Genomic DNA, 20,853 nt, shown 5'->3' with positions numbered 1-20,853 from the left:
CTTTGCCTCGGGGTGAAGTTTATGTTTTTTTATGTGATTTTACGGATTTATGAATAGGACGAACATTCGCACGATATATTGACCTACAAGTATGTATCCTAGCGGAGGTGTGTGCCGGCGATGCCCTACATCTTAAGATATAACGTCACAACGAATGGAACGATTACTTTTACCGGGAATACACTCGGGCTTAATAAAGTAGCAAACCAGAATAATCAGGGAACGACAGGCTCCATCGGAGCGTTTAGTACATTAAATACGACACTTAGAGCTGGAAACTTTCCATTAGGCACGACACTGAATTATACACTGAATGGTTCGAGAGCGGTTCTTGACATTCCGAGCGGTGCATCTGTGCTGTATGCTGAATTAATCTGGTCAGGTTCCTACGATGCGGGGGGAGGAAGCGTGCTTGGTGCTATAGGGAATCCTATATCCTTTTCGACACCTATTGGTACAACCGCCGTATCTCCTGACCCGGCAACCGCACAAAATACCGCGCCGATCCGTAGCAACTATGTGAATTCAGCCATTGTTACTGCGCTTGTGCAGGAAGGAGGGGCAGGTACATACGCAGCGGGTACAGTACCGGCTACGGTAACGGCGTCAAATAATAATGATAATTTTGCTGGCTGGACACTGGCTGTTGTCTATTCAAGCCCTTTTTTACCCTCCCGAAATATTAGTTTTTATGTAGGAGCCGAGATCGTAAACCAGGCTTTAGGAAGCACCACGACGTCGATTGGCGGATTTGCTACTCCAGTAACTGGAACGGTGAACGGCCGCCTGTTGGTCAGTGCAAGTGAAGGAGATCCACAGCTCGTAGGAGATCAACTTAGATTTGGACCTACCATAGCTACGCTGGCTCCCATATCCGGTCCTAACAACCCGGTGGATAATTTTTTCTGCTCACAGATTAATAATGATCAAGGTTTGCTTGATACTAGGGGAACGTTTGGAACACTTAACAGTCCTCCGGGAGGGGCTACGATTGGGGCAAGACAAGGCTGGGATATTACGAATGTGAATGTATCTTCCTCACTAACTAACTCACAAACGACGGCTGTGATTCAGGCTACTTCCCAAGGGGATGCTTACCTGGTGAATTCACTTGGACTACAGGTGGATGTGAATGCTCCATTTTTTGTGTTTACGAAAAGCTCAAATACCTCATCTACCCTTGTAGGAAACTCTATTCAGTACACATTAACCGTTAGCAATACGGGTACGGCTGCTGCTTCACTCGTCTTACTTAAAGATAATTTCCCTTCGTCAGGAAGTTTTGTACCGGGTTCTCTCTTTGTGAATGGAGTAAACCAACCGGGTGCAGATCCCGTGGCAGGTGTTGCTCTTGGGACAGTGAATCCAGGGCAGACGCGTACAATCGTATACTCTGTACAAATTGTGTCAAGGCCTGCTGGATCAGTACAATCGAATGTAGCTGAAATCTCCTATAACTTTCAAAGTTTACCTGGCGGTCCTATCTTCCAAGGTACCTCTCGATCCAATGGAAACATCGTATCCATCGGCAATCAGCCGCCAACTACACAAAATTATGCCGTGGTAACCAACGGAAACACAGCTGTTTCCGGCCAAGTTACGGGCAGCGACCCTGATGGCGATCCGTTGTCGTTCACTCTCAATTCCGTTCCTACGAGTGGAACCGCCCTAATAAATACAGATGGCACCTATACGTATACCCCTAATCCTGGGTTTGCAGGAAACGATTCATTCACGGTACTTGTAAGTGATGGATTCGGAGGGACTGCTGTATCTACGGTGGTAGTGACCGTATTAAATCAGCCGCCAATCGCAAATAACCTCGATGTGACCACAAGTAAGAATACGCCGCTGAGCGGTCAAGTAACCGCTACGGATCCGAATGGTGATGGACTAATTTATAGTCTGAACTCGGCCCCGGCAAATGGTACGGTTACCATAAATCCAGACGGAACTTTTGAATATATACCGAACACAGACTATATAGGGAATGATTCCTTCACTTTCCTCGCTGCCGATCCGAATGGGGGAACAGCGATAGGGGCTGTAACGATCCACATACTCAATCGTCCGCCGATTACGCAGAATGTGAATCTGACGACACCTGCGAATGTGGCTGCGTCAGGTCAGGTTACGGCCAGTGATCCCGATGGAGATCCGCTCACCTTTACACAAAACACTTCTCCTGTGAACGGTACATCACAAGTCAATCCAGATGGAACCTTTACGTATATTCCGAATCCTGGTTTCATAGGTACCGATTCTTTTACTGTGCTTGTAACGGATATTAGCGGGGGCACAGCGGTATCTACTGTAACGATTGAGGTTGTTAATTTACCGCCTGTAACAAGTAATCTTAATCTCGCAACAGGAGAGAACATCCCCGTATCAGGTCAAGTAACCGCTACCGATCCGAATAGTGACCCACTTACATTTGCTTTGACGGGGACCCCGGCTAGCGGAACTGCAGTCGTAAATCCGGATGGTACGTTTACGTATACACCGGATCCCGGATTCGTAGGTACCGACACATTTAACGTGGTCGTCAGTGATGGAAACGGAGGCACGGCAATCTCTGTTGTAACGATCCAGATAACCAACCAACCACCTATTCCACAAAATTTGACCCTAACAACTGCGGGGAATACACCGGCATCAGGTCAGGTTGTAGCAACCGACCCGAACGGCGATCCGTTAACGTACAGTTTGAATTCAGCACCGACTAACGGAACAGTAGTGATCAATCCAGATGGAACCTTTACGTATACACCAGGTGCAAATTTCTCGGGAACGGATGCTTTCACGTACCTTGTATCAGATGGGATTGGAGGCACAGCGATAGGTAATGTGACCATTAATGTGCTGAATCAGCCGCCATCCACGAGTGATGTTTCTCTTTCGACGATCCAAAATATGATGGCTACAGGCCAGGTTATCGCCACGGATCCGAATGGGAATCCGTTAACGTATACTTTGCAATCTCCTCCTGTAAACGGAACGGCGGCCGTGAATGCAGATGGAAGTTTCACCTATACACCGAACACCGGTTTTACAGGTCCTGATTCTTTTACTGTACTGGTGTCTGATGGATTTGGAGGAACTGCGATTGCAACAGTGACCATTAACGTGGTTAACCAGCCTCCTATAGCACAGACACAAAATTTCACTACGGTCCAAAACACAGCTTTATCTGGACAGATTATTGCGACAGATCCCGATGGTGATGCTCTTGCTTATCAGCTGTCATCTCTTCCGGCAAATGGGACAGCAGTCGTAAACCCAGACGGCACGTTTACTTATACACCAGCTACCGGGTTTGTAGGCACCGATTCCTTTACAGTTCTTGTTAGTGATGGAAAGGGTGGAACGGCAGTGGGAACGGCTATTGTCAGAGTAGCGGATCAAGCGCCTATAGCACAGGATTTGGCTATAACGACGAACGTCAACACACCGGTAGCGGGTCAAATTCCGGCAACGGATCCCGATGGAGACCCACTTACGTATACATTATCTGTGCCACCTAGTAATGGAGTTGTTGTACTGAACCCGGATGGAACCTTTACGTATACACCAAATTTCAACTTTTTCGGAATTGATAACTTCTCTGTATTGGTGAGTGATGGAAAAGGAGGGACGGCTACCTCTAACGTGCAAGTGGGTGTTCCAGTTGCTGCGCCTGTTACATCGGATGTAACGCTGAATACGAACACAAACATTCCAGTATCCGGCCAGGTGGTAGCTACCGATCCGCAAGGCGAGACTCTGACCTATACTGTATCAGCTGGACCTGCGAATGGCTCTGTCGCTTTGAATTCGGCGGATGGAACCTTTACGTATACCCCGAACCCTGGGTTTGCTGGCACGGACACTTTCTCTGTGCTTGTTACGAATACAAGCGGGGTTTTCGTTACTTCGGTCGTAACCATTAACGTAGATAACCAGCCTCCGGTGGTACCAGATTATTCTTTTGACACCGTACAGAATACCCCGGTTGATGGTCAAATTATAGCTGCGGACCCGGATGGAAACCTGTTAACGTACTCACTAGCTGTTGCACCAACACTGGGTACAGCGTTGGTAAATCCAGATGGAACCTTTACGTATACGCCAAATCCAGGTGTCGTCGGGACGGACACGTTCTCTGTACTGGTTAGTGACGGAAGAGGAGGTACGGCAACCTCTGTAGTCACAGTTAACATTATTAATCAGCCTCCTGCAGCCCAAAATGTATTACTTGCCACACCAAATGAAACCCCTGTATCTGGCGCTGTTACGGCAACCGATCCGGATGGGGACCCGCTTACCTATTCACTGAATGCTGCTCCTGTGTTTGGCACAGCAGTGGTGAATCCAGACGGTACTTTTACCTATACACCGAATGCAGGCTATGTAGGAAGAGACAGTTTCACCGTGTTAGTCGATGACGGGAAAGGCGGAACGGCGATAGCAACCGTCCAGATTGATGTTACGAACAGTCCGCCTATCGCTGTAGGAACGAATGTGTCTACAACTCAAAATACACCAGTAGCTGGAGCTGTGACGGCAACAGACCCAGAGGGTGACCCACTTACATTTAGTTTACTCACACCTCCGGCAAACGGGGCTGTCACCGTAAATCCAGATGGAACGTTCACTTATACACCAAATCAAGGTTATGTAGGTCCCGATAGTTTCACTGTACTCATTAGTGATGGCCTAGGTGGAACAGCGATAGCGACGGCTACTGTTAACGTAACCGATCTTCCACCGGTAACGTCCGATGTAAGTATTTCGACGTCCATTAATTTATCGGTATCAGGGCAAGTGACAGCAACCGATCCGGAAGGTGACCCACTTACATTTAGTTTACTCACACCTCCGGCAAACGGGGCTGCCACCGTAAATCCAGATGGAACCTTCACCTATACACCAAATCCAGGTTATGTAGGTCCTGATGCGTTTACCATTCTCGTGAGTGATGGAAAAGGAGGAACGGCGGTATCAACGGTCAATGTTCAAGTGGTTAATCAGCCGCCGCTCACCCAAAATTCAACTGTATCCACAGTGCAGCCAATACCGGTAACAGGAGCAGTTATTGCAACCGATCCTGATGGAGATCCGCTCACCTATACGGTACAGTCACTACCTGCTAATGGAACACTGATCTTGAACCCGGATGGAACGTTCACGTACACACCTGCGGGTGGGTTCTATGGCACCGACTTCTTCACTGTAACGGTCAGCGACGGAAGAGGAGGAGTTGCAGTAGCCGCAGTTACAGTAAACGTGAATGTGAGTCCTCCTGCAGTTCAAAGTCAGAACCTTGAGACCGGAGTAAATGTACCGATATCTGGTCAAATCATTGCTGTTGATCCAAATGGGCTGCCGCTCACTTATTCTCTACAATCTCCACCTGTTAACGGAACGGTAGTAGTAAATCCAGATGGTACATTCACCTACACTCCGAATCCCGGATACAGGGGACTTGATAGCTTCACCGTACAGAGTGCTAACTCTGCAGGGGGGATAGGTGTAGGTACAATAACGCTAACGATAGTCAATCTTTCGCCGACTGCTACAGGTGATAATGTATCGACGACTGAGAATATTGCCGTATCTGGAGCTATATCTGCAGCCGATCCCGATGGAGATCCGCTTACCTTTACGATCAATTCTCCTCCGGCAAGTGGGACAGCAATCGTAAATCCAGATGGTACGTTTACGTATACACCAAATACCGGATTTGTAGGCAGTGACTCGTTCACCATTTTAGTTAGTGATGGCAACGGAGGAACAGCGATAGCTCCAGTTACTGTTCAAGTGACGGGCCGGCCTCCGGTTACAGAGGATCAGGTGATTTCAACAAGTCCAAATACGCAGGTTAGTGGACAGATTATTGCTTCCGATCCCGATGGAGATCCGCTCATCTATCTCCTGGGTTCTTCTCCGACGAGTGGAACGACCCAGCTGAATCCAGATGGAAGTTTTACGTATACTCCGAATGCTGGCTTTGCAGGCACGGATTCTTTTACGGTATGGGTGAGTGATGGAAATGGAGGAACTGCGGTTTCCACGGTGACCATCAATATTCCTGTTCTTCCACCAATCGTAAATGATGTTACCTTTACGACGTTTGCAGGAAATCCAATCAGTGCTGTGTTAACTGCAGTGGACCCTGAAGGATCGGTAGTTACTTTTACTTTGAGCATACCGCCTGAACAAGGTTTGGTTACGGTGAATCCAGATGGAAGTTTCACATATACACCTGGTCCAACATTTGTAGGTACCGATCGGTTTACAGTTATTGCTACAGATGCGAACGGTGCATCCTCCAATATCATTGTGACCATTCAGGTCATTACCGGCACGCCGAGTGCACCAGATGTCTCACTTTCTACCCTTATCAATACTCCAGTAGACGGAATAGTAACAGCGAGCGCCCCAGATGGAGTTCTAATCTTTACGCTCTATACGTTATTGCCGGCAAACGGGACAGTCGATATAAATCCTGACGGTACTTTTACGTATACCCCAAATCCAGGATTTATCGGAATAGATCAATTTAGTGTCATTGTTACCGACCTATACGGACAAAATGCAATTTCTACCGTGACAGTAACGGTAGAAGATGATATCCCATTTGCTAATCCGGTAAGGGTAGCTACGGTTCAAGGGCAGGCAGTGAATGGAGCTGCGATCGCGATTGATCCAAATGGTCTTGCATTTGTCTATTCTTTAGAAACTTCTCCTCAGTTCGGGACGGTGGTTGTAAATCCAGACGGTACCTTTACGTATACGCCAAGTCCTGATTTTACAGGTACAGATCGCTTTACAATCATTGCTATAAACAGTGCAGGAGAATCGGTATCGATTCCTGTTACCGTAGAAGTAAGTGCTTCCGGACCGGTGAATGGACCGATTACAACCGATATCGGTATTGGAACAGTGCAAGATCAGCCTGTATCTGGGACCATCCTTGCGAGTGATCCGGCAGGGCTTCCGCTGATTTATCAGCTTGCAGGTCTCCCGAATTCAGGATCAGTAGAGCTAAATCCAGATGGAAGCTTTACTTATATTCCAAACGCAGGTTTTACGGGAACCGATACGTTCAGTGTAAGGGTCAGTGACAGCTTGGGACTCAGTGCTCTGTCCATCGTCAGTGTTGTTGTATATCCTTCAGGCAATCCAAACTCCGTGAGTATTCAGCTTACTACGACAGTAGGAACCCCTGTAAGAGACGCACTGCCAGCGGGTCAGGGGAATTATATTTTGCGGAGCGGCCCTTCACGGGGAAGAGTAGAATTACGACCGGATGGCACGTTTGTTTATACACCGGATGCCGGATTTACCGGAATTGATGAATTTACGATACAATTTACGGATCTGGCAGGTAAAATCACTTTGTTCCTTGTTTCCGTGAGAGTGACAAAGGGAAGCAGCACCATAACCCTTCAGCTTCGTACGGAAGAAAACCGTCCGCTTTCAGGAAATTTAAATACGATTGGTCTCGGTCTTATTGTTACAGCACAGATCATAGATAACCCGAACAATGGAAGACTTGTACTCAATGCAAATGGAACGTATATCTATTTCCCTGATCCTGACTTTACAGGCCCAGATCAATTCACATTTATCGTAACGGATGCCCAGGAAGGTATTTATACGGTCATTGTTAATGTACTTGTCTATCCGGAAGGGGAAGAATAGAAGAAGATTTCATTCGGATGTTGATAAAATAGAAAACCCGGGAGCCTCGATTATCGAGAACTTCCGGGTTTCTTTTTTTTCGGGTTTAGCTTTCTCTTTTTTATGGGGTTCTTTTTGGAACGAAGGAGGGGGGCAACTTTATTTTTTGATATTCTTTTTGGCTTTCTAGCAGGCTTTCTTGCGTTTGGCACGCTTATAGAATCCGGCTTAGATGAGGAGGGGGAAGGCGGTTCCACCGGAATAGTCGGTTTGGCTTCCGTATGAGAAGATTCCGCAACCTGAGAGCCGAGCATGGCGAGATGCTCCGTATAATAGATTTTTTCAATCTCACGCTCATTCTGAAAAGATAAACGCTGCTCGCTCACATACTCCGGCTCATCCCAACTTCTTTGTTTTAGATAGGTAAGCTCTTCGGGAGAGATCTCTTCTTTAATAACAACAAGCTGGTACATGATTTGGTAGGCCACATTAAGCTGGCTTTGTCTTAACAGACTGAGCTCCAGAGGATCGTACGCGCTATAGAGGGGGAAATAAAAAAACTCCAGGTGTAAGAGCCGAAAGTCCATTATGATCTCCTGCTCCGCTTCGGCAAGGGACCAAGATGTATGTTGACGAAAGAGATACTCTTCCTGATCTACATAATAATGAGGGTCCTGCGTCCAGTAACGAGGGGAATGCTCGTTGAAAAATTGTTTGAAATGAGGGTTTGCCATGTGTGCCGTTACATGCGCATAAGGCGCTATAATACATACAATAGCACCATGTTTACATACACGATAGATCTCTTCAAGAACAGGCTGCAAATGATGAACATACTGCAAACTATGGGAAGCCATGATGTAGCTGACGGAATTGTCTTCGAACGGCAGAGGCTCGTTCATATCATGGATGATATCCACTGCATCGTAAGGAAAACAGTCAATACCTATACATCCAGGCAATTTTTGATTGCCGCAACCTAGATCAATTCTCATAAATAAACCTTCTTTCTTCGTCCCCCTCACTGTATTCATACACTGCCTCCAAGCACTACCTCTTATAGCTGTATTCGGGAAGTGCCGCCGATGTATAAGCATTCATCCAGACAAACGACCTATTCTTACTAGCGGCATTTTACTTTCCGTATTTTCAACTTACAGCAAAAAGTGTCATTAAATTAAGGAGTGAGACCTATATAAGGAATAATTAGATTAGAATATAATATGACCACAATATAAAGCGCTTACATTTATTGATAGTTTTACCACCATCCTAATAAGCCTTGGAGGGATACGTAGTGAACAGGAAAATGAGAAAAGGTGTACGGAAATTAGGGATTTGCATTTTAGCAGCCGCGATATGTTATTCAGCAGGTGGCTTTTCTGGACAAGCTCATGCCGCAAATCCAAGACAGATGGAATACCTGGACCGAGGTGTAGTTGCTGTAAAGGCAGATACGGGGGTATTTGTCAGCTGGCGGTTACTTGGAACAGAAGGATCTGGCGTAACGTTTAATGTTTACCGAGATGGTGTGAAGGTGAATGCAACACCGATTATGAACAGTACGAATCTTCAGGATTCGGCAGGTACAACCAGTTCAAAGTATACAGTGAGGGCTATCGTTAATGGAGCGGAGCAAGCTGCTTCTTCTGCCGTAAGCGTATGGGGGTCGAATTATTTATCGGTTCCGCTGAGTAAACCTTCTGCTGGAACAACACCGGACGGAGTAAGTTATACGTATAGCGCAAACGATGCGAGTGCAGGGGATCTGGATGGGGACGGTAAATATGAGCTTATTGTGAAGTGGGACCCTTCTAACTCGAAAGATAATTCCCAAAGCGGCTACACAGGAGAAGTGTTTATCGATGCTTATAAGCTGGATGGAACCCGTTTATGGCGGATTGGTCTTGGCAAAAATATTCGGGCAGGTGCGCATTACACTCAGTTCATGGTATACGATTTGGACGGGGATGGAAAAGCGGAGGTTGCCATGAAAACAGCGGACGGCAGTAAAGATGGCACCGGTGCTGTGATTGGGGATGGAACGAAAGATTATCGTAATAGCAGCGGGTACATTTTGACCGGGCCTGAGTACCTAACGATCTTTAATGGACTGACGGGAAAGGTTCTAACAACAGTAAACTATGATCCTCCTCGAGGTACAGTAAGCAGCTGGGGAGATAACTATGGAAACCGGGTTGATCGCTTCTTGGCGGGAATTGCCTATCTTGACGGGGAGAGACCGAGTCTTGTTATGGCTCGCGGGTACTATACCCGTTCTGTCCTGGTTGCCTATGATTATCGGAATGGGCAATTAACGAAACGCTGGACTTTTGATACGAATACTTCGGGCAACAGTGCGTATGCTGGTCAGGGCAACCACAATCTTAGTATTGGTGACGTCGATAATGATGGAAAAGACGAGATTATCTATGGTGCTATGGCCGTGGATGATAATGGAACAGGACTCTATACAACGAAGCTTGGACATGGCGATGCCATGCATTTTAGCGACCTCGATCCAGATCGAGCAGGAATGGAAGTATTTCAGGTTCATGAGACGCCTTCATCGACAGCGGGGGTAGAATTTCGAGATGCGAGAACAGGTGCACTGATCTGGGGAATACCGACAACGGCTGATATCGGACGTGGAATGGCTGCAGATATTGATCCAAGATATAAAGGCGCAGAGGTATGGGCCGCAGGAGCAATGTACACTGCAAAAGGACAACTGATTAGCAACAAACTGCCTTCCACGAATTTTGGGATCTGGTGGGATGGCGATCTTAGCCGTGAATTGTTAGATAACAATCGGATCGATAAATGGAATTATGATACTTCTACAGTAACCAATCTGCTCACTGCATCGGGGGCGGCCAGTAATAATAGCACGAAAGCTACACCAGCACTGCAAGCAGATTTACTCGGAGATTGGCGGGAAGAAGCCGTCTGGCGGACAACGGACAGTTCTGCACTCCGAATCTATACAACCACTGCTCTAACAGAGACCAGGATTTATACGTTGATGCATGATCCTGTATACCGTCTTGGCATTGCATGGCAAAATGTGGCCTACAATCAGCCGCCTCATACTAGTTTTTATCTTGGCACAGGAATGAATACTCCTCCAACACCGAATATACGATTGACGGCAGCGCCATAAGGCAGGCAATGCAGATCTTGTTATCATGAAAAAGTGAATAATAATTTGCATTCGTTCAGAAGATCGCATACGTGCGGTCTTCTTTTTGTCATGATCTGTGTAAGGCCTTATATCAGTGGGATGCGTGATTATTTGTCAAAAAGAGAATGTTTAACATATAGGAACTATAACTGTTAAAAAATGTTTGACAGCCGCGTTCAGCCTCATTACAATGTACATAACATACTAAACAGGTAGGAATAAATGTTAATGCAAAACCTACCACACGGACGAGGGACGTAAGGCAGTATAGATCCGGCAGACACGTACATTCCAAGACGGTTTGACCTTGATCTATAGGCCTTAGTTCCTCCATTTTTTATATCTCATACTTAATAGCTGAGGCGAAGGGGAGATTGTAGATGAAAAAGGGGATCCGCAAAGGTCTTACAATCAGTATGGCATTATTGTTAACGGCTTCGCTGGCAGCATGCGGCACAGATAATACACAATCCGCAGGTGGCGGAAGTGCAGGGAATAAATCAGGGACTATTGAATTGTTAAACGTTTCTTATGACCCTACACGTGAACTGTATGATCAGTATAACAAAGCTTTTGCCGCTTATTATGAGCAGGAGAAAGGGCAGAAAGTGACGATTAAACAATCCCACGGAGGATCAGGAAAGCAGAGCCGTTCTGTTATTGATGGATTGGATGCCGATGTAGTTACCCTTGCCCTCGGATACGATATCAGTGCAATTGAAGAAAAAGGCCTTATTGAAGAAGGCTGGCAGGAAAAGTTCGAACATAACAGTGCTCCTTATACATCTACCATTGTATTTCTTGTGCGTAAAGGCAATCCCAAAGGGATCAAAGATTGGGATGATCTAATCAAGGGAGATACACAGGTGATTACACCGAATCCCCAAACATCCGGCGGAGCAAGATGGAACTATCTAGCGGCATGGGGCTATGCACTGCAAAAGAACAATAATGATGAGACCAAAGCAAAAGAGTTCGTAGCTGAACTGTTCAAACATACACCGGTTCTAGATACAGGCGCACGCGGTTCAACGACCACATTTGTAGAGCGTGAGATTGGAGATGTGCTGCTGGCTTGGGAGAATGAAGCTCAGTTGTCTGTAAAAGAACTGGGACCGGACAAATTTGATATCGTCTATCCTTCTGTCAGTATTCTGGCAGAGCCGCCCGTTGCTGTCGTTGATAAAAATGTAGAGAAAAAAGGTACACGAGAGGCAGCGGAAGCTTATCTTACCTACCTGTATAGTGAAGAAGGGCAAAAAATTGCAGCAGACAATTATTATCGCCCTACACTGGATACTGTTTCTGAACAGTATAAAGATGCTTTCCCGCAGATCGAACTGTTCACCATTTCGGATGTATTCGGCACTTGGGAAGAAACACAGGAGAAACATTTCAGTGAAGGCGGTATTTTCGAGCAAATCTACACACCAGGCAGCTAAAGCTTTGGCAAGGCTGACCGGACAAAAACCGGAGGCGAGAAGGGATGAACAGGCATGAGTAGTAGTGGAGTGGGAACTTCCAAAGTAAGGGTTCTCCCTGGTTTTGGAATAACAATGGGTTTTACGGTTCTATACTTAAGCCTCGTGGTACTCATTCCACTGGCTGCACTTCTGTTTAATTCAACAGGTCTTACATGGGGCAAGTTCTTCGAAATGGCTAGCAATCCTCGGATCTTGGCTTCTTTTAAGGTCAGCTTTATGACTGCTGGTTTTGCTGCTTTTGCGAACTTGTTTCTAGGTTTGCTCCTTGCATGGGTGTTAGTACGTTATGAGTTTCCTGGCAAAAAAATATTTGATGCGATTATTGATCTGCCCTTTGCGCTGCCTACGGCAGTCGCTGGCGTGGCACTTACCGCTCTTTATTCGCCTAACGGCTGGATCGGTTCCCTTCTTGATCCGCTTGGAATTAAGATTGCTTTCTCTCAGCTCGGTATTACGCTCGCACTTATGTTTATCGGTATTCCGTTTGTCGTACGGACCGTTCAGCCTGTTCTAGCTGAACTGGATACCGGTTTAGAAGAAGCGGCGGCAACGCTGGGTGCAGGACGCTGGCTGACGTTTCGTAAAGTGATTCTGCCTGAACTGATTCCTCCTCTTCTGACCGGGTTTGCGCTGGCATTTGCAAGGGGAATTGGGGAGTACGGTTCGGTCGTCTTTATCTCGGGAAACATGCCAATGAAAACGGAAATTGCTCCACTGCTCATCATGACACAGTTGGAAAAATTCGATTATGCCGGAGCTACAGCCGTCGCTTTATTGCTCTTGCTCGTATCTTTCGTGCTGCTACTTCTAATTAATACGCTGCAGCGCTGGAGCCGCAAAACATCCCGCAGATAAAGAAAAGGAGGAATCCATAATGGCAGGAACCGTACCTTTGGGAACAGGAGCTAAAGTACAGACAAAAGCATCCCGGGGAGCAAGCGAAGCTACCTGGGTCAAGTGGACACTGATCGGAGCGGCTGTACTTGTGATGGGCTGGCTCCTTATTTTGCCCCTCGTTATCGTAATCACGGAAGCTTTAAAACAAGGAGTTGGCGTATTTATCGCGGCTCTTACGGAACCGGATGCACTCGCGGCATTGAAACTCACTTTAATCGTAGCGGCAATTACCGTCCCGCTGAATACTATTTTTGGGGTTATGGCTGCTTGGCTTATTACGAAATTCCATTTTCGCGGCAAGGGGCTGCTGATTACATTAATCGACCTTCCGTTCTCCATCTCACCTGTAGTTGGCGGACTTATGTTTGTGCTTGTATTTGGGGCAAGCGGCTGGTTGGGTCCTTTGCTGGAAGCTTGGAATACGAAAGTTATTTTTGCGGTACCCGGTATTATTCTAGCTACGTTGTTCATTACTTTTCCTTTTGTAGCAAGAGAACTTATTCCGCTCATGGAAGACCAAGGAACACAGGAAGAAGAAGCAGCGGTAATGCTCGGTGCTAAAGGGTGGAGAGTGTTTTTCTCGGTTACTTTGCCTAACATCAAGTGGGGCTTACTGTATGGTGTTATTTTATGTAATGCCAGGGCAATGGGGGAATTCGGGGCTGTATCTGTCGTATCCGGGCATATCCGGGGAGAGACGAACACCTTGCCTCTTCATGTTGAAATTTTGTATAACGAATATCAATTTTCAGCCTCTTTTGCTGTAGCCTCTTTGTTGTTGTTGCTGGCTCTGGCAACACTCATATTAAAAAGCTTCTTTAGCAGAAAAAGTACACATTGATCATAATCCCATAGAAGGCAGTGGCCTAATATAAACAGGAGGCGTTTGTAATGGCGAAACCGCTAAAAGTGGATGAAGTGTGGTTGGAACGGATTGCTGAATTACTGAATGGGCTGGAGTTCGGCTCTGTATCGATCGTGGTGCATGAAGGTCAGATTGTACAGATTGAGCGTACTGAGCGCAAACGATACGATAATAAGGCGGCGGCACGTACTTCGTCAGCGGGTAATGCGGGGAGGACTTCTGCTGAGTCGAGGGGTGTAAATAAGGCGTAAGAAAAAGACGGTTAGTCTGATGGGAAACGGTCCTTCGGCGCTCATCGGTACCGTGGGGTGGCGGGAAACGTTCCTTCCGTGCTCATGCTCCACTTGTTTTGGCTGGACGTAAGTAGACTCGGGGAAGTGGTAGTCCAGCCAAAGCCAAAAGTCGCTATGATCTCGGAATGATCTTATTCCCTGGAGTTACGTTGTAAGGTGAAAAAAGGGCAAAGCTTCCTCCCCACGTGTGGGAGGGGTAATGGACGTCGCTGTTTCCTTGGGGTAAACAGCGAGTCATAGAGGAAAGAGGGGAGGCAGGCTAGTAATTAGCTGCCTTTTTTGTTATGTAAGTAAGATTGCGGGAAAGCAGCATCTGTACTGTAGAGAGCGGGAATAAGTTAATCGGCGCTCATAGGTACTGTAGGGGTGCCGGGAAACGACTCTTCCGTGCTCATGCTCCACTTGTTTTGGCTGGACGTAAGTAGACTCGAAGAAGTAAATGGTCCAACCAAAGCCAAAAGTCGCTATGATCTCGGAATGATCTTATTCCCTGGAGTTACGTTGTAAGGTGAAAAAAGGGCAAAGCTTCCTCCCCACGTGTGGGAGGGATAATGGACGTCGCTGTTTCCTTGGGGTAAACAGCGAGTCATAGAGGAAAGAGGGGAGGCAGGCTAGTGATTAGCTGCCTTTTTTTATGTAAGTAAGATTGCGGAAAAAAAGCATTTGTACTGTAGAGAGCAGGAATAAGTTATTCGGCGCTCATCGGTACTGTAGGGGTGACGGGGAACGATCCTTCGGCGCTCATCGGTAGTGTAGGGGTGGCGGGAAACGATTCTTCCGTGCTCATGCTCCGCTTGTTTTGGCTGGACGTAAGTAGACTCGAAGAAGTGGTAGTCCAGCCAAAGCCAAAAGTCGCTATGATCTCGGAATGATCTTATTCCCTGGAGTTACGTTGTAAGGTGAAAAAGGGCAAAGCTTCCTCCCCAAGTGTGGGAGGGGTAAAGGACGTCGCTGTTTCCTTCGGGTAAACAGCGAGTCATAGAGGAAAGAGTAAAGGCGGCTATTCATCACTCTATAGCAATAACCTTGATTCTTAAAACCTATGAATGGGGGTTAACCATTAAATTAATGGTGAATTCATGTAAATTCATGTAAATTAATTACCTACGCTCTTCGCCTAATATGCCGCATACTGCAACTCATTCTTCGGCAGCCAAATCCGGTAACGCCCGCTAAGAGCAAGCAGAGCGAATAGATATAAGCAGTTGTCGTAGTAACGTCTATCTCCCGTACGAATCGGAGTTTGCCAGAATAGATCAACAGCGGCTCTTGCATGTTCATGGTTAGGAACGGCTAACGCTGCCACTGCATTTGTAGCGATTAAGCCTACAGGATGAAGCGACTTCTCTTCAAACGGATCCCCTGCCACTGTATAACGCCGATAATCTTCCGGATTTTTGTCTGAGAAAAAAGTTACTATTCGCTCTGCAATCCTGCTTAATTCAGGGTCGCTTCCAAACCATTCCGCATGTACTCCAAGATTTGCTGCGACACGGTATGAATCACTAAAAAAGTGTCCATAGCCACGCTCGTTGTTTGGCGTTCCATCGTAATAGGAGTATTCAGGAGCAAGCCCGGTTTCTCGATGACAAGCAGTAGGTAGATACTTCCGGCTGGCCACAGCTGCTTCTTTCCAAAATAAGCGATCTTCCGGATTGGCCCACTCCGCAAAAAGCTCATAGAAATGAGGAAGATGGTACGACGGATCTGTAAATTCACAGTTCGGTACAAACTTAATTAATTTGTTATCAGGATTCCACATGGGAGAACCGTAACCGTCTTTTTCACCTTTATGAATGCAGGTATGAAGTAGATCTCGTGCTTGCTGTCCATAATTAAAAGGGGCTTCATCCTTATCTCCCCAGCGATGTGAAGCGAAGAAAAGAGCAAGTGCGAAGAACTCTTCCCCATCTGGAGCAGGACCATTCGAATTCCGCGATCCATCCGGCAGACAGGACCACGCGAAGTATCCGGCATTGGGCCCTTCTGTAATAAACATATATTTCATGGTATAGCGCCATAATCTATCAAATATATCCTGCCGATCCATCTGAACAGCCATCATCATGCCGTATGACATTCCTTCTGTCCGGACATCTAAATTACCCGTATCCAGTAAGTAACCCATATCCTCTTCAGCTTCATAATAGATCCGAGTATCTGGTGAATCCCCGAACAACTGCCTCCAGCAAGTTTGGATCCGATCTTCAATCTCAGGAAGAGCATAATTGTACGTTTGCAGCAAATTACGATATTGACCCGTGAAAAAAGCACCTTGCCTATGGATTGTTGACAATCTTACCAGGCCTCCTACAAGATTATGATATTGTACTCAACCATCATAACTCACAACTTAATTTATTTGGGATAAATGGGAAAATAAAGATAAAAAAGAATCCTTCCCTAGTTCCACACAGGGGAAGGATTCTTTTAAATATAACTTCGTTTGCTATCAAGGTCTTATCTATACTATTCTAATCCCTATCCTTATCTTTTACCAAGTCTTGATCTTTTTTTGCTTCTTCTATTGCTAGGACCTCTGCATGATGGATCACGGGGCGATTCGTCATCAAATCGGGATGACCTACATAGGGCCGTTCCTTACGTGAAGGGGGCTTACTGAGTCTAAATCCAAGCAGGAATAAAAGAAGCTGAACCCCAAGCACATAGGGAGCTGCAGAAAGTCCGATCAAGTGGAACAATGCGGCGAGAATGATAAGAATCGATAACATAATATTCGTAAAACCTGCATCTGTTCGAGGTTTGGACAAAGCGAGAATGTAGATATACGCTGTAGTGATGAGCCCGGAAACGAATCTAGCTGAGATGACAATCCAATCGTATACCGATGGCGTGCTAGCTGAATCGATTGCCACAATAAACTGGTAGACTAAAAACGCGATTCCCGTTGCCGCAAGAGGGGCGAATAAAGGTTGTACAATCTGCCACAGGGCTTGTCCCCAGCTAGGCGAATGCAGTATAGACAAAAGCTGATTTCGCTCTGCGGCGAGCTTCGTCATTTCACGGTCCAGTCCACGCTGCAACAGTTCCAGTCTGGATTCATCTCTATCATTAAGGCAAGCTTGAATCTGTTCTTGCACATGAGGGTTTAAACAAGGCGCTGATTTACTTTCCTGAAGAGCAAGGATAAGGGCACCATGAAAAGGTTCTCCCGGCAGGCCTTCGCGCTGTAAACCAAGTGTGATTTGGCCGGCCAAACGAGAATAGGCATAGAGTGTGTCTTGCAGCTCATCCACTCGCCTATATTTGTTCTGTTTCAGCGTTGAAGCATGATATATGTATAACCACAACAGCAGAACAATAAAAAAGGCAATGAGAGCAATTGTAGGTACTGATAACGGAACTATAGTCATACCTGCTAGCATGTTCAGGCTTCTTCCTCCTTCCGTACAATTCTTTACTTCTTTCACTATTGCATATGAAAACTAGGTTTTCAAGTCATATCCCATAGAACTGGATAAGCATTGTTTTCCATTGCCCAAAAAGGAACGCACGTTTTCATTTAACCTAAAAATCAATTACAATATCAGAAATGAATAGTCCTTATTCTTTCTATTTAATAGAAACGAACGAATGGAAGTAGATCACATAAACTCTCAGAAAAGAGGTGGATACGAATGTTGGTAACCCATGAAATTCCATCGATAGAGTCCTATCTGAATTTGCGCCGTGCTGCTGGGCTAAGTAGCATGAGTAGGGAAGGTGCGAAAAAAGGGCTGCCTTCTACTTTATTTGCGGTCAGTCTAATGGAAGGCGGCCAATTAATTGGAATGGGCAGAGTCGTCGGGGATGGCGGATTACAGTTTTTAGTATGCGATATTGCTGTTCATCCAGAGGAGCAGGGCAAAGGATACGGAAAAACGATAATGAAAGAAATTAAACACTATATCGATGAACAAGTTCCTGCTGAGGGGATTGTATCTCTAATAGCAGATAAGCTGGCAGATCGATTATATGAACAGTATGGTTTTCTACATGCTGCCCCAGACTCACTCGGTATGTGGTTCAAACAGAGGCAGCTGTAAGAATCTTTGTGTAAATAAAAAAGTGGATTAATTGACAAATTTACATAACTGTGAAAAGATGAAGAGGTAACAAAGGTAACAAAGTCCGATCAAAAAAGCGGATCATTGAAATAAACATAAGCTATATGATGAATATACAGAGATATTAACATAAAGAGAAAAACGGGGCCCCTTTGAATTCTGACGGAGATGTTCAGAAACAGCAAGGAGGGCCTTTTCATTATCAAAAAAGGGGATGTTGCCAGCATATTTTGGTCGGAAAATATGAGGAGGCTATGTTCATGGTAAGGGATAATTACAGCTACTTAAGTCATCTGGAATGTCCGAAATGCGAACGTATCTACTATTCAACTGAGGTACAGCAGCTATGTTCCTGCGGTTCTCCGCTGCTAGCTCGCTATGATTTAGAAAACCTGAGTAAGGATTGGGATCCTGCCTCGTTAAAAGACAGAGAAATGAATCTATGGAGATATCACGAACTGCTGCCCGTACAGCAGCCGCAGCATATTGTTTGCCGAGTCTCGGTATGGATATGTCGATTCCAAAACTTTATATGAAGGACGAAAGTCTTATGCCAAGCGGGTCATATAAGGCTAGAGGAGCCGCTGTAGGGATTTCGAAGGCAAAGGAACTAGGCATAGAGCGGTTTGTAATACCTTCTAACGGAAATGCTGGAGCAGCTTGGTCATTATATGCTGCCCGGGGAGGACTAAGCTCTTCGGTAGTAATGTCGGTTCAAGCACCGCCCATTACTCGGGATGAGTGTATCGCGGCAGGAGCCGAACTTCTGCTGGTAAAGGGTCTCATAAGTGATGCAGGACGAATTGTAGCAGAGAAAGTGAAGCGTGAGGGAATATATGATACTTCAGCACTAAAGGAACCTTATCGGATTGAAGGTAAAAAGACGATGGGTTTTGAAATTATTGAACAAATGAATTTCGAGGTCCCAGATGTAATCCTTTATCCTACGGGTACTGGGGCAGGACTCATTGGTATTCATAAAGCACTGCAAGAACTACAAGAGATTGGCTGGATATCAGGTCCGCTTCCAAGGCTCGTAGCTGTTCAGTCAGAAGGTTGCGCACCCATTGTGAAAGCGTGGGAAAATCAGCAGACAGAATCTATGTTTTGGGAGCAGTCTAGTACGGAGGCTCGTGGCATTCATGTTCCTAAGACAATAGGAGACTTCCTTGTGCTGGATGCGATCTATCAAACAGGCGGGGCTGCCATCTCAGTAACGGATGAGGAGATATCAGCAGAGCAGGATCAGGTTACTAGAATGGAAGGAAGCTTTTTATGCCCTGAAGGAGCTGCCGCATTTGCTGCTGCACGAGTTCTTCGGTCCAATGGCTGGATTGAAGAGGAAGAAAAAGTGGTGGTGCTGAATACCGGATCAGGACTTAAGTACCCAAGAATATCAAGTAACGAAGACATGCTGCTTAATCCAGAGGAGGCCTTGACATCCTATGCTTTTAAGGAGCAGGCTCCATCTATTATCAAAGGATAATAGAAACCATAGATTAGGTGAGGAACTATCTTTCTATTCTTATAAAGAATAAAGATGGTTCTTTTTTAATGAGAAAATAGTGAACTTTTGATTTTTGATGAATCTTCTTTATAATGAGACATACCGTTTTAACTATTGGATAAATGGATTAATACATAGTGAGAAAGATCTGTACAGGGAACTTACTAAGAAATGAGGAATGAATAATGAAGTTAATTATATTTGGTGCATCAGGCACCATTGGACAAGCGATCATGCAAGAAGCTTTGAGACGAAAACATGAGGTTACGGCGGTTGTTCGCAATCGATTTAAACTTAATGAAAAACATGATCTGCTTACGATTGTAGAAGGTGATTTGCTCAAACCTGATTCCATTGCTGAATTGGTAAAAGGTCACGAAGTGGTGATTAGCGCTTACGGCCCTAAGTTTGGAGCAGAAGAGGAACTGGTGGAAGTGGCTCGTGCTCTTGTAGAAGGATTACGCAAAGGCGGAGTAGAGCGACTGATCGTGGTTGGCGGAGCAGGAAGCTTGATGACGGATGAAGGAATTCCACTTATGGAAACAGCGGGATTCCCGGAAGAAGTGAAGCCTCTTGCGATGGCGCATCAAGATGCTTATCAAATCTATCAAGAATCGGACCTTGACTGGACTTACCTGAGTCCTGCCTCTACTATTGAGCCAGGGATCCGTACAGGTAACTTCCGAATTGGTACGGACCGATTAGTAGTGGATGAAGACGGGCAAAGCCGGATCTCGGTAGAAGATTATGCGGTAGCCCTTCTTGATGAAGTAGACGACCCTTATTTCAGTGGTTCAAGATTTACGGTTGCTTATTAATGGTCTCTAGTAGATGAAAGACAGAAAAAAAGCGAAGACAAGTGCTTCGCTTTTTTTCATACCATTTTGACAG

13 protein-coding genes and 1 pseudogene are annotated in these 20,853 nt (G+C 45.8%); 11 read left to right on the top strand and 3 right to left on the bottom strand.

All coding sequences use genetic code 11. From position 1 onward, the window contains the following. The first annotated feature begins 120 nt into the window (after positions 1 to 120). Positions 121 to 7,686, top strand: a complete 7,566-nt coding sequence (locus tag KJS58_RS13425; RefSeq protein WP_213532992.1) for a beta strand repeat-containing protein — start codon at positions 121 to 123, stop codon at positions 7,684 to 7,686. 50 nt (positions 7,687 to 7,736) lie between these two features. On the opposite strand, the gene KJS58_RS13420 is transcribed toward KJS58_RS13425, so the two are convergent. Further along, positions 7,737 to 8,699, bottom strand: coding sequence for a class I SAM-dependent methyltransferase (locus tag KJS58_RS13420; RefSeq protein WP_213532991.1), 963 nt, complete (start codon positions 8,697 to 8,699; stop codon positions 7,737 to 7,739). Positions 8,700 to 8,974: 275 nt separating this feature from the next. Between KJS58_RS13420 and KJS58_RS13415 the strand changes: the two genes are divergently transcribed. The 7 genes from KJS58_RS13415 to KJS58_RS13385 all read left to right on the top strand — a co-directional run bounded on the left by KJS58_RS13415 (position 8,975) and on the right by KJS58_RS13385 (position 15,260). Continuing rightward, positions 8,975 to 10,828: a rhamnogalacturonan lyase gene (locus KJS58_RS13415; RefSeq protein WP_213533211.1), complete on the top strand. Its 1,854-nt coding sequence runs from the start codon at positions 8,975 to 8,977 to the stop codon at positions 10,826 to 10,828. 401 nt (positions 10,829 to 11,229) lie between these two features. Beyond that, positions 11,230 to 12,291 carry a sulfate ABC transporter substrate-binding protein gene (locus tag KJS58_RS13410; RefSeq protein WP_213532990.1) on the top strand — a complete coding sequence of 354 codons (1,062 nt, stop codon included), beginning with the start codon at positions 11,230 to 11,232 and terminating at the stop codon, positions 12,289 to 12,291. 54 nt (positions 12,292 to 12,345) lie between these two features. Further along, the gene (cysT, locus tag KJS58_RS13405; protein WP_213532989.1) at positions 12,346 to 13,188 is read left to right on the top strand and encodes a sulfate ABC transporter permease subunit CysT; all 843 of its coding nucleotides are present in this window, start codon (positions 12,346 to 12,348) and stop codon (positions 13,186 to 13,188) included. A 19-nt stretch (positions 13,189 to 13,207) separates the two neighbouring features. Then, the gene (gene cysW, locus KJS58_RS13400; RefSeq protein WP_213532988.1) at positions 13,208 to 14,071 is read left to right on the top strand and encodes a sulfate ABC transporter permease subunit CysW; all 864 of its coding nucleotides are present in this window, start codon (positions 13,208 to 13,210) and stop codon (positions 14,069 to 14,071) included. A gap of 50 nt (positions 14,072 to 14,121) precedes the next feature. Next, complete coding sequence (locus KJS58_RS13395; protein ID WP_213532987.1) at positions 14,122 to 14,346, top strand: YezD family protein; 225 nt, start codon at positions 14,122 to 14,124, stop codon at positions 14,344 to 14,346. Positions 14,347 to 14,754: 408 nt separating this feature from the next. Then, the gene (locus KJS58_RS13390) at positions 14,755 to 14,895 is read left to right on the top strand and encodes a hypothetical protein (protein WP_213532986.1); all 141 of its coding nucleotides are present in this window, start codon (positions 14,755 to 14,757) and stop codon (positions 14,893 to 14,895) included. A 209-nt stretch (positions 14,896 to 15,104) separates the two neighbouring features. After that, positions 15,105 to 15,260, top strand: a complete 156-nt coding sequence (locus KJS58_RS13385; protein WP_213532985.1) for a hypothetical protein — start codon at positions 15,105 to 15,107, stop codon at positions 15,258 to 15,260. Between the two features lie 245 nt (positions 15,261 to 15,505). On the opposite strand, the gene KJS58_RS13380 is transcribed toward KJS58_RS13385, so the two are convergent. Next, entirely contained in the window at positions 15,506 to 16,675 is a 1,170-nt protein-coding gene (locus tag KJS58_RS13380; RefSeq protein ID WP_374705813.1) for a family 8 glycosyl hydrolase, read from the bottom strand. A gap of 187 nt (positions 16,676 to 16,862) precedes the next feature. Continuing rightward, a complete protein-coding gene (locus KJS58_RS13375) occupies positions 16,863 to 17,774 on the bottom strand; it encodes a hypothetical protein (RefSeq protein WP_213532984.1) in 912 nt (303 codons plus the stop codon). Between the two features lie 252 nt (positions 17,775 to 18,026). Between KJS58_RS13375 and KJS58_RS13370 the strand changes: the two genes are divergently transcribed. The 3 genes and pseudogenes from KJS58_RS13370 (at position 18,027) to KJS58_RS13360 (ending at position 20,780) form a co-directional block, all read left to right on the top strand. After that, positions 18,027 to 18,434, top strand: a complete 408-nt coding sequence (locus KJS58_RS13370; protein ID WP_213532983.1) for a GNAT family N-acetyltransferase — start codon at positions 18,027 to 18,029, stop codon at positions 18,432 to 18,434. 281 nt (positions 18,435 to 18,715) lie between these two features. Next, positions 18,716 to 19,941: pseudogene (locus KJS58_RS13365) on the top strand (threonine synthase). Between the two features lie 206 nt (positions 19,942 to 20,147). Further along, positions 20,148 to 20,780: an NAD(P)-dependent oxidoreductase gene (locus KJS58_RS13360; RefSeq protein WP_213532982.1), complete on the top strand. Its 633-nt coding sequence runs from the start codon at positions 20,148 to 20,150 to the stop codon at positions 20,778 to 20,780. The last annotated feature ends 73 nt before the right edge of the window (positions 20,781 to 20,853 follow it).

This window comes from Paenibacillus sp. J45TS6, assembly GCF_018403285.1.
Taxonomy (GTDB): domain Bacteria; phylum Bacillota; class Bacilli; order Paenibacillales; family Paenibacillaceae; genus Paenibacillus.
The sequence above is the reverse complement of the archived record's forward strand: the minus strand, read 5'-3'. Positions and strand labels throughout refer to the sequence as shown.

Bases quoted from the DNA above. Each gene is read 5' to 3' on its own strand.
- KJS58_RS13425 (WP_213532992.1), top strand. From the start codon at position 121: ATGCCCTACATCTTAAGATATAACGTCACAACGAATGGAACGATTACT.
- KJS58_RS13420 (WP_213532991.1), bottom strand. From the start codon at position 8,699: ATGAATACAGTGAGGGGGACGAAGAAAGAAGGTTTATTTATGAGAATT.
- KJS58_RS13415 (WP_213533211.1), top strand. From the start codon at position 8,975: ATGAGAAAAGGTGTACGGAAATTAGGGATTTGCATTTTAGCAGCCGCG.
- KJS58_RS13410 (WP_213532990.1), top strand. From the start codon at position 11,230: ATGAAAAAGGGGATCCGCAAAGGTCTTACAATCAGTATGGCATTATTG.
- cysT (WP_213532989.1), top strand. From the start codon at position 12,346: ATGAGTAGTAGTGGAGTGGGAACTTCCAAAGTAAGGGTTCTCCCTGGT.
- cysW (WP_213532988.1), top strand. From the start codon at position 13,208: ATGGCAGGAACCGTACCTTTGGGAACAGGAGCTAAAGTACAGACAAAA.
- KJS58_RS13395 (WP_213532987.1), top strand. From the start codon at position 14,122: ATGGCGAAACCGCTAAAAGTGGATGAAGTGTGGTTGGAACGGATTGCT.
- KJS58_RS13375 (WP_213532984.1), bottom strand. From the start codon at position 17,774: ATGCTAGCAGGTATGACTATAGTTCCGTTATCAGTACCTACAATTGCT.
- KJS58_RS13370 (WP_213532983.1), top strand. From the start codon at position 18,027: ATGTTGGTAACCCATGAAATTCCATCGATAGAGTCCTATCTGAATTTG.
- KJS58_RS13360 (WP_213532982.1), top strand. From the start codon at position 20,148: ATGAAGTTAATTATATTTGGTGCATCAGGCACCATTGGACAAGCGATC.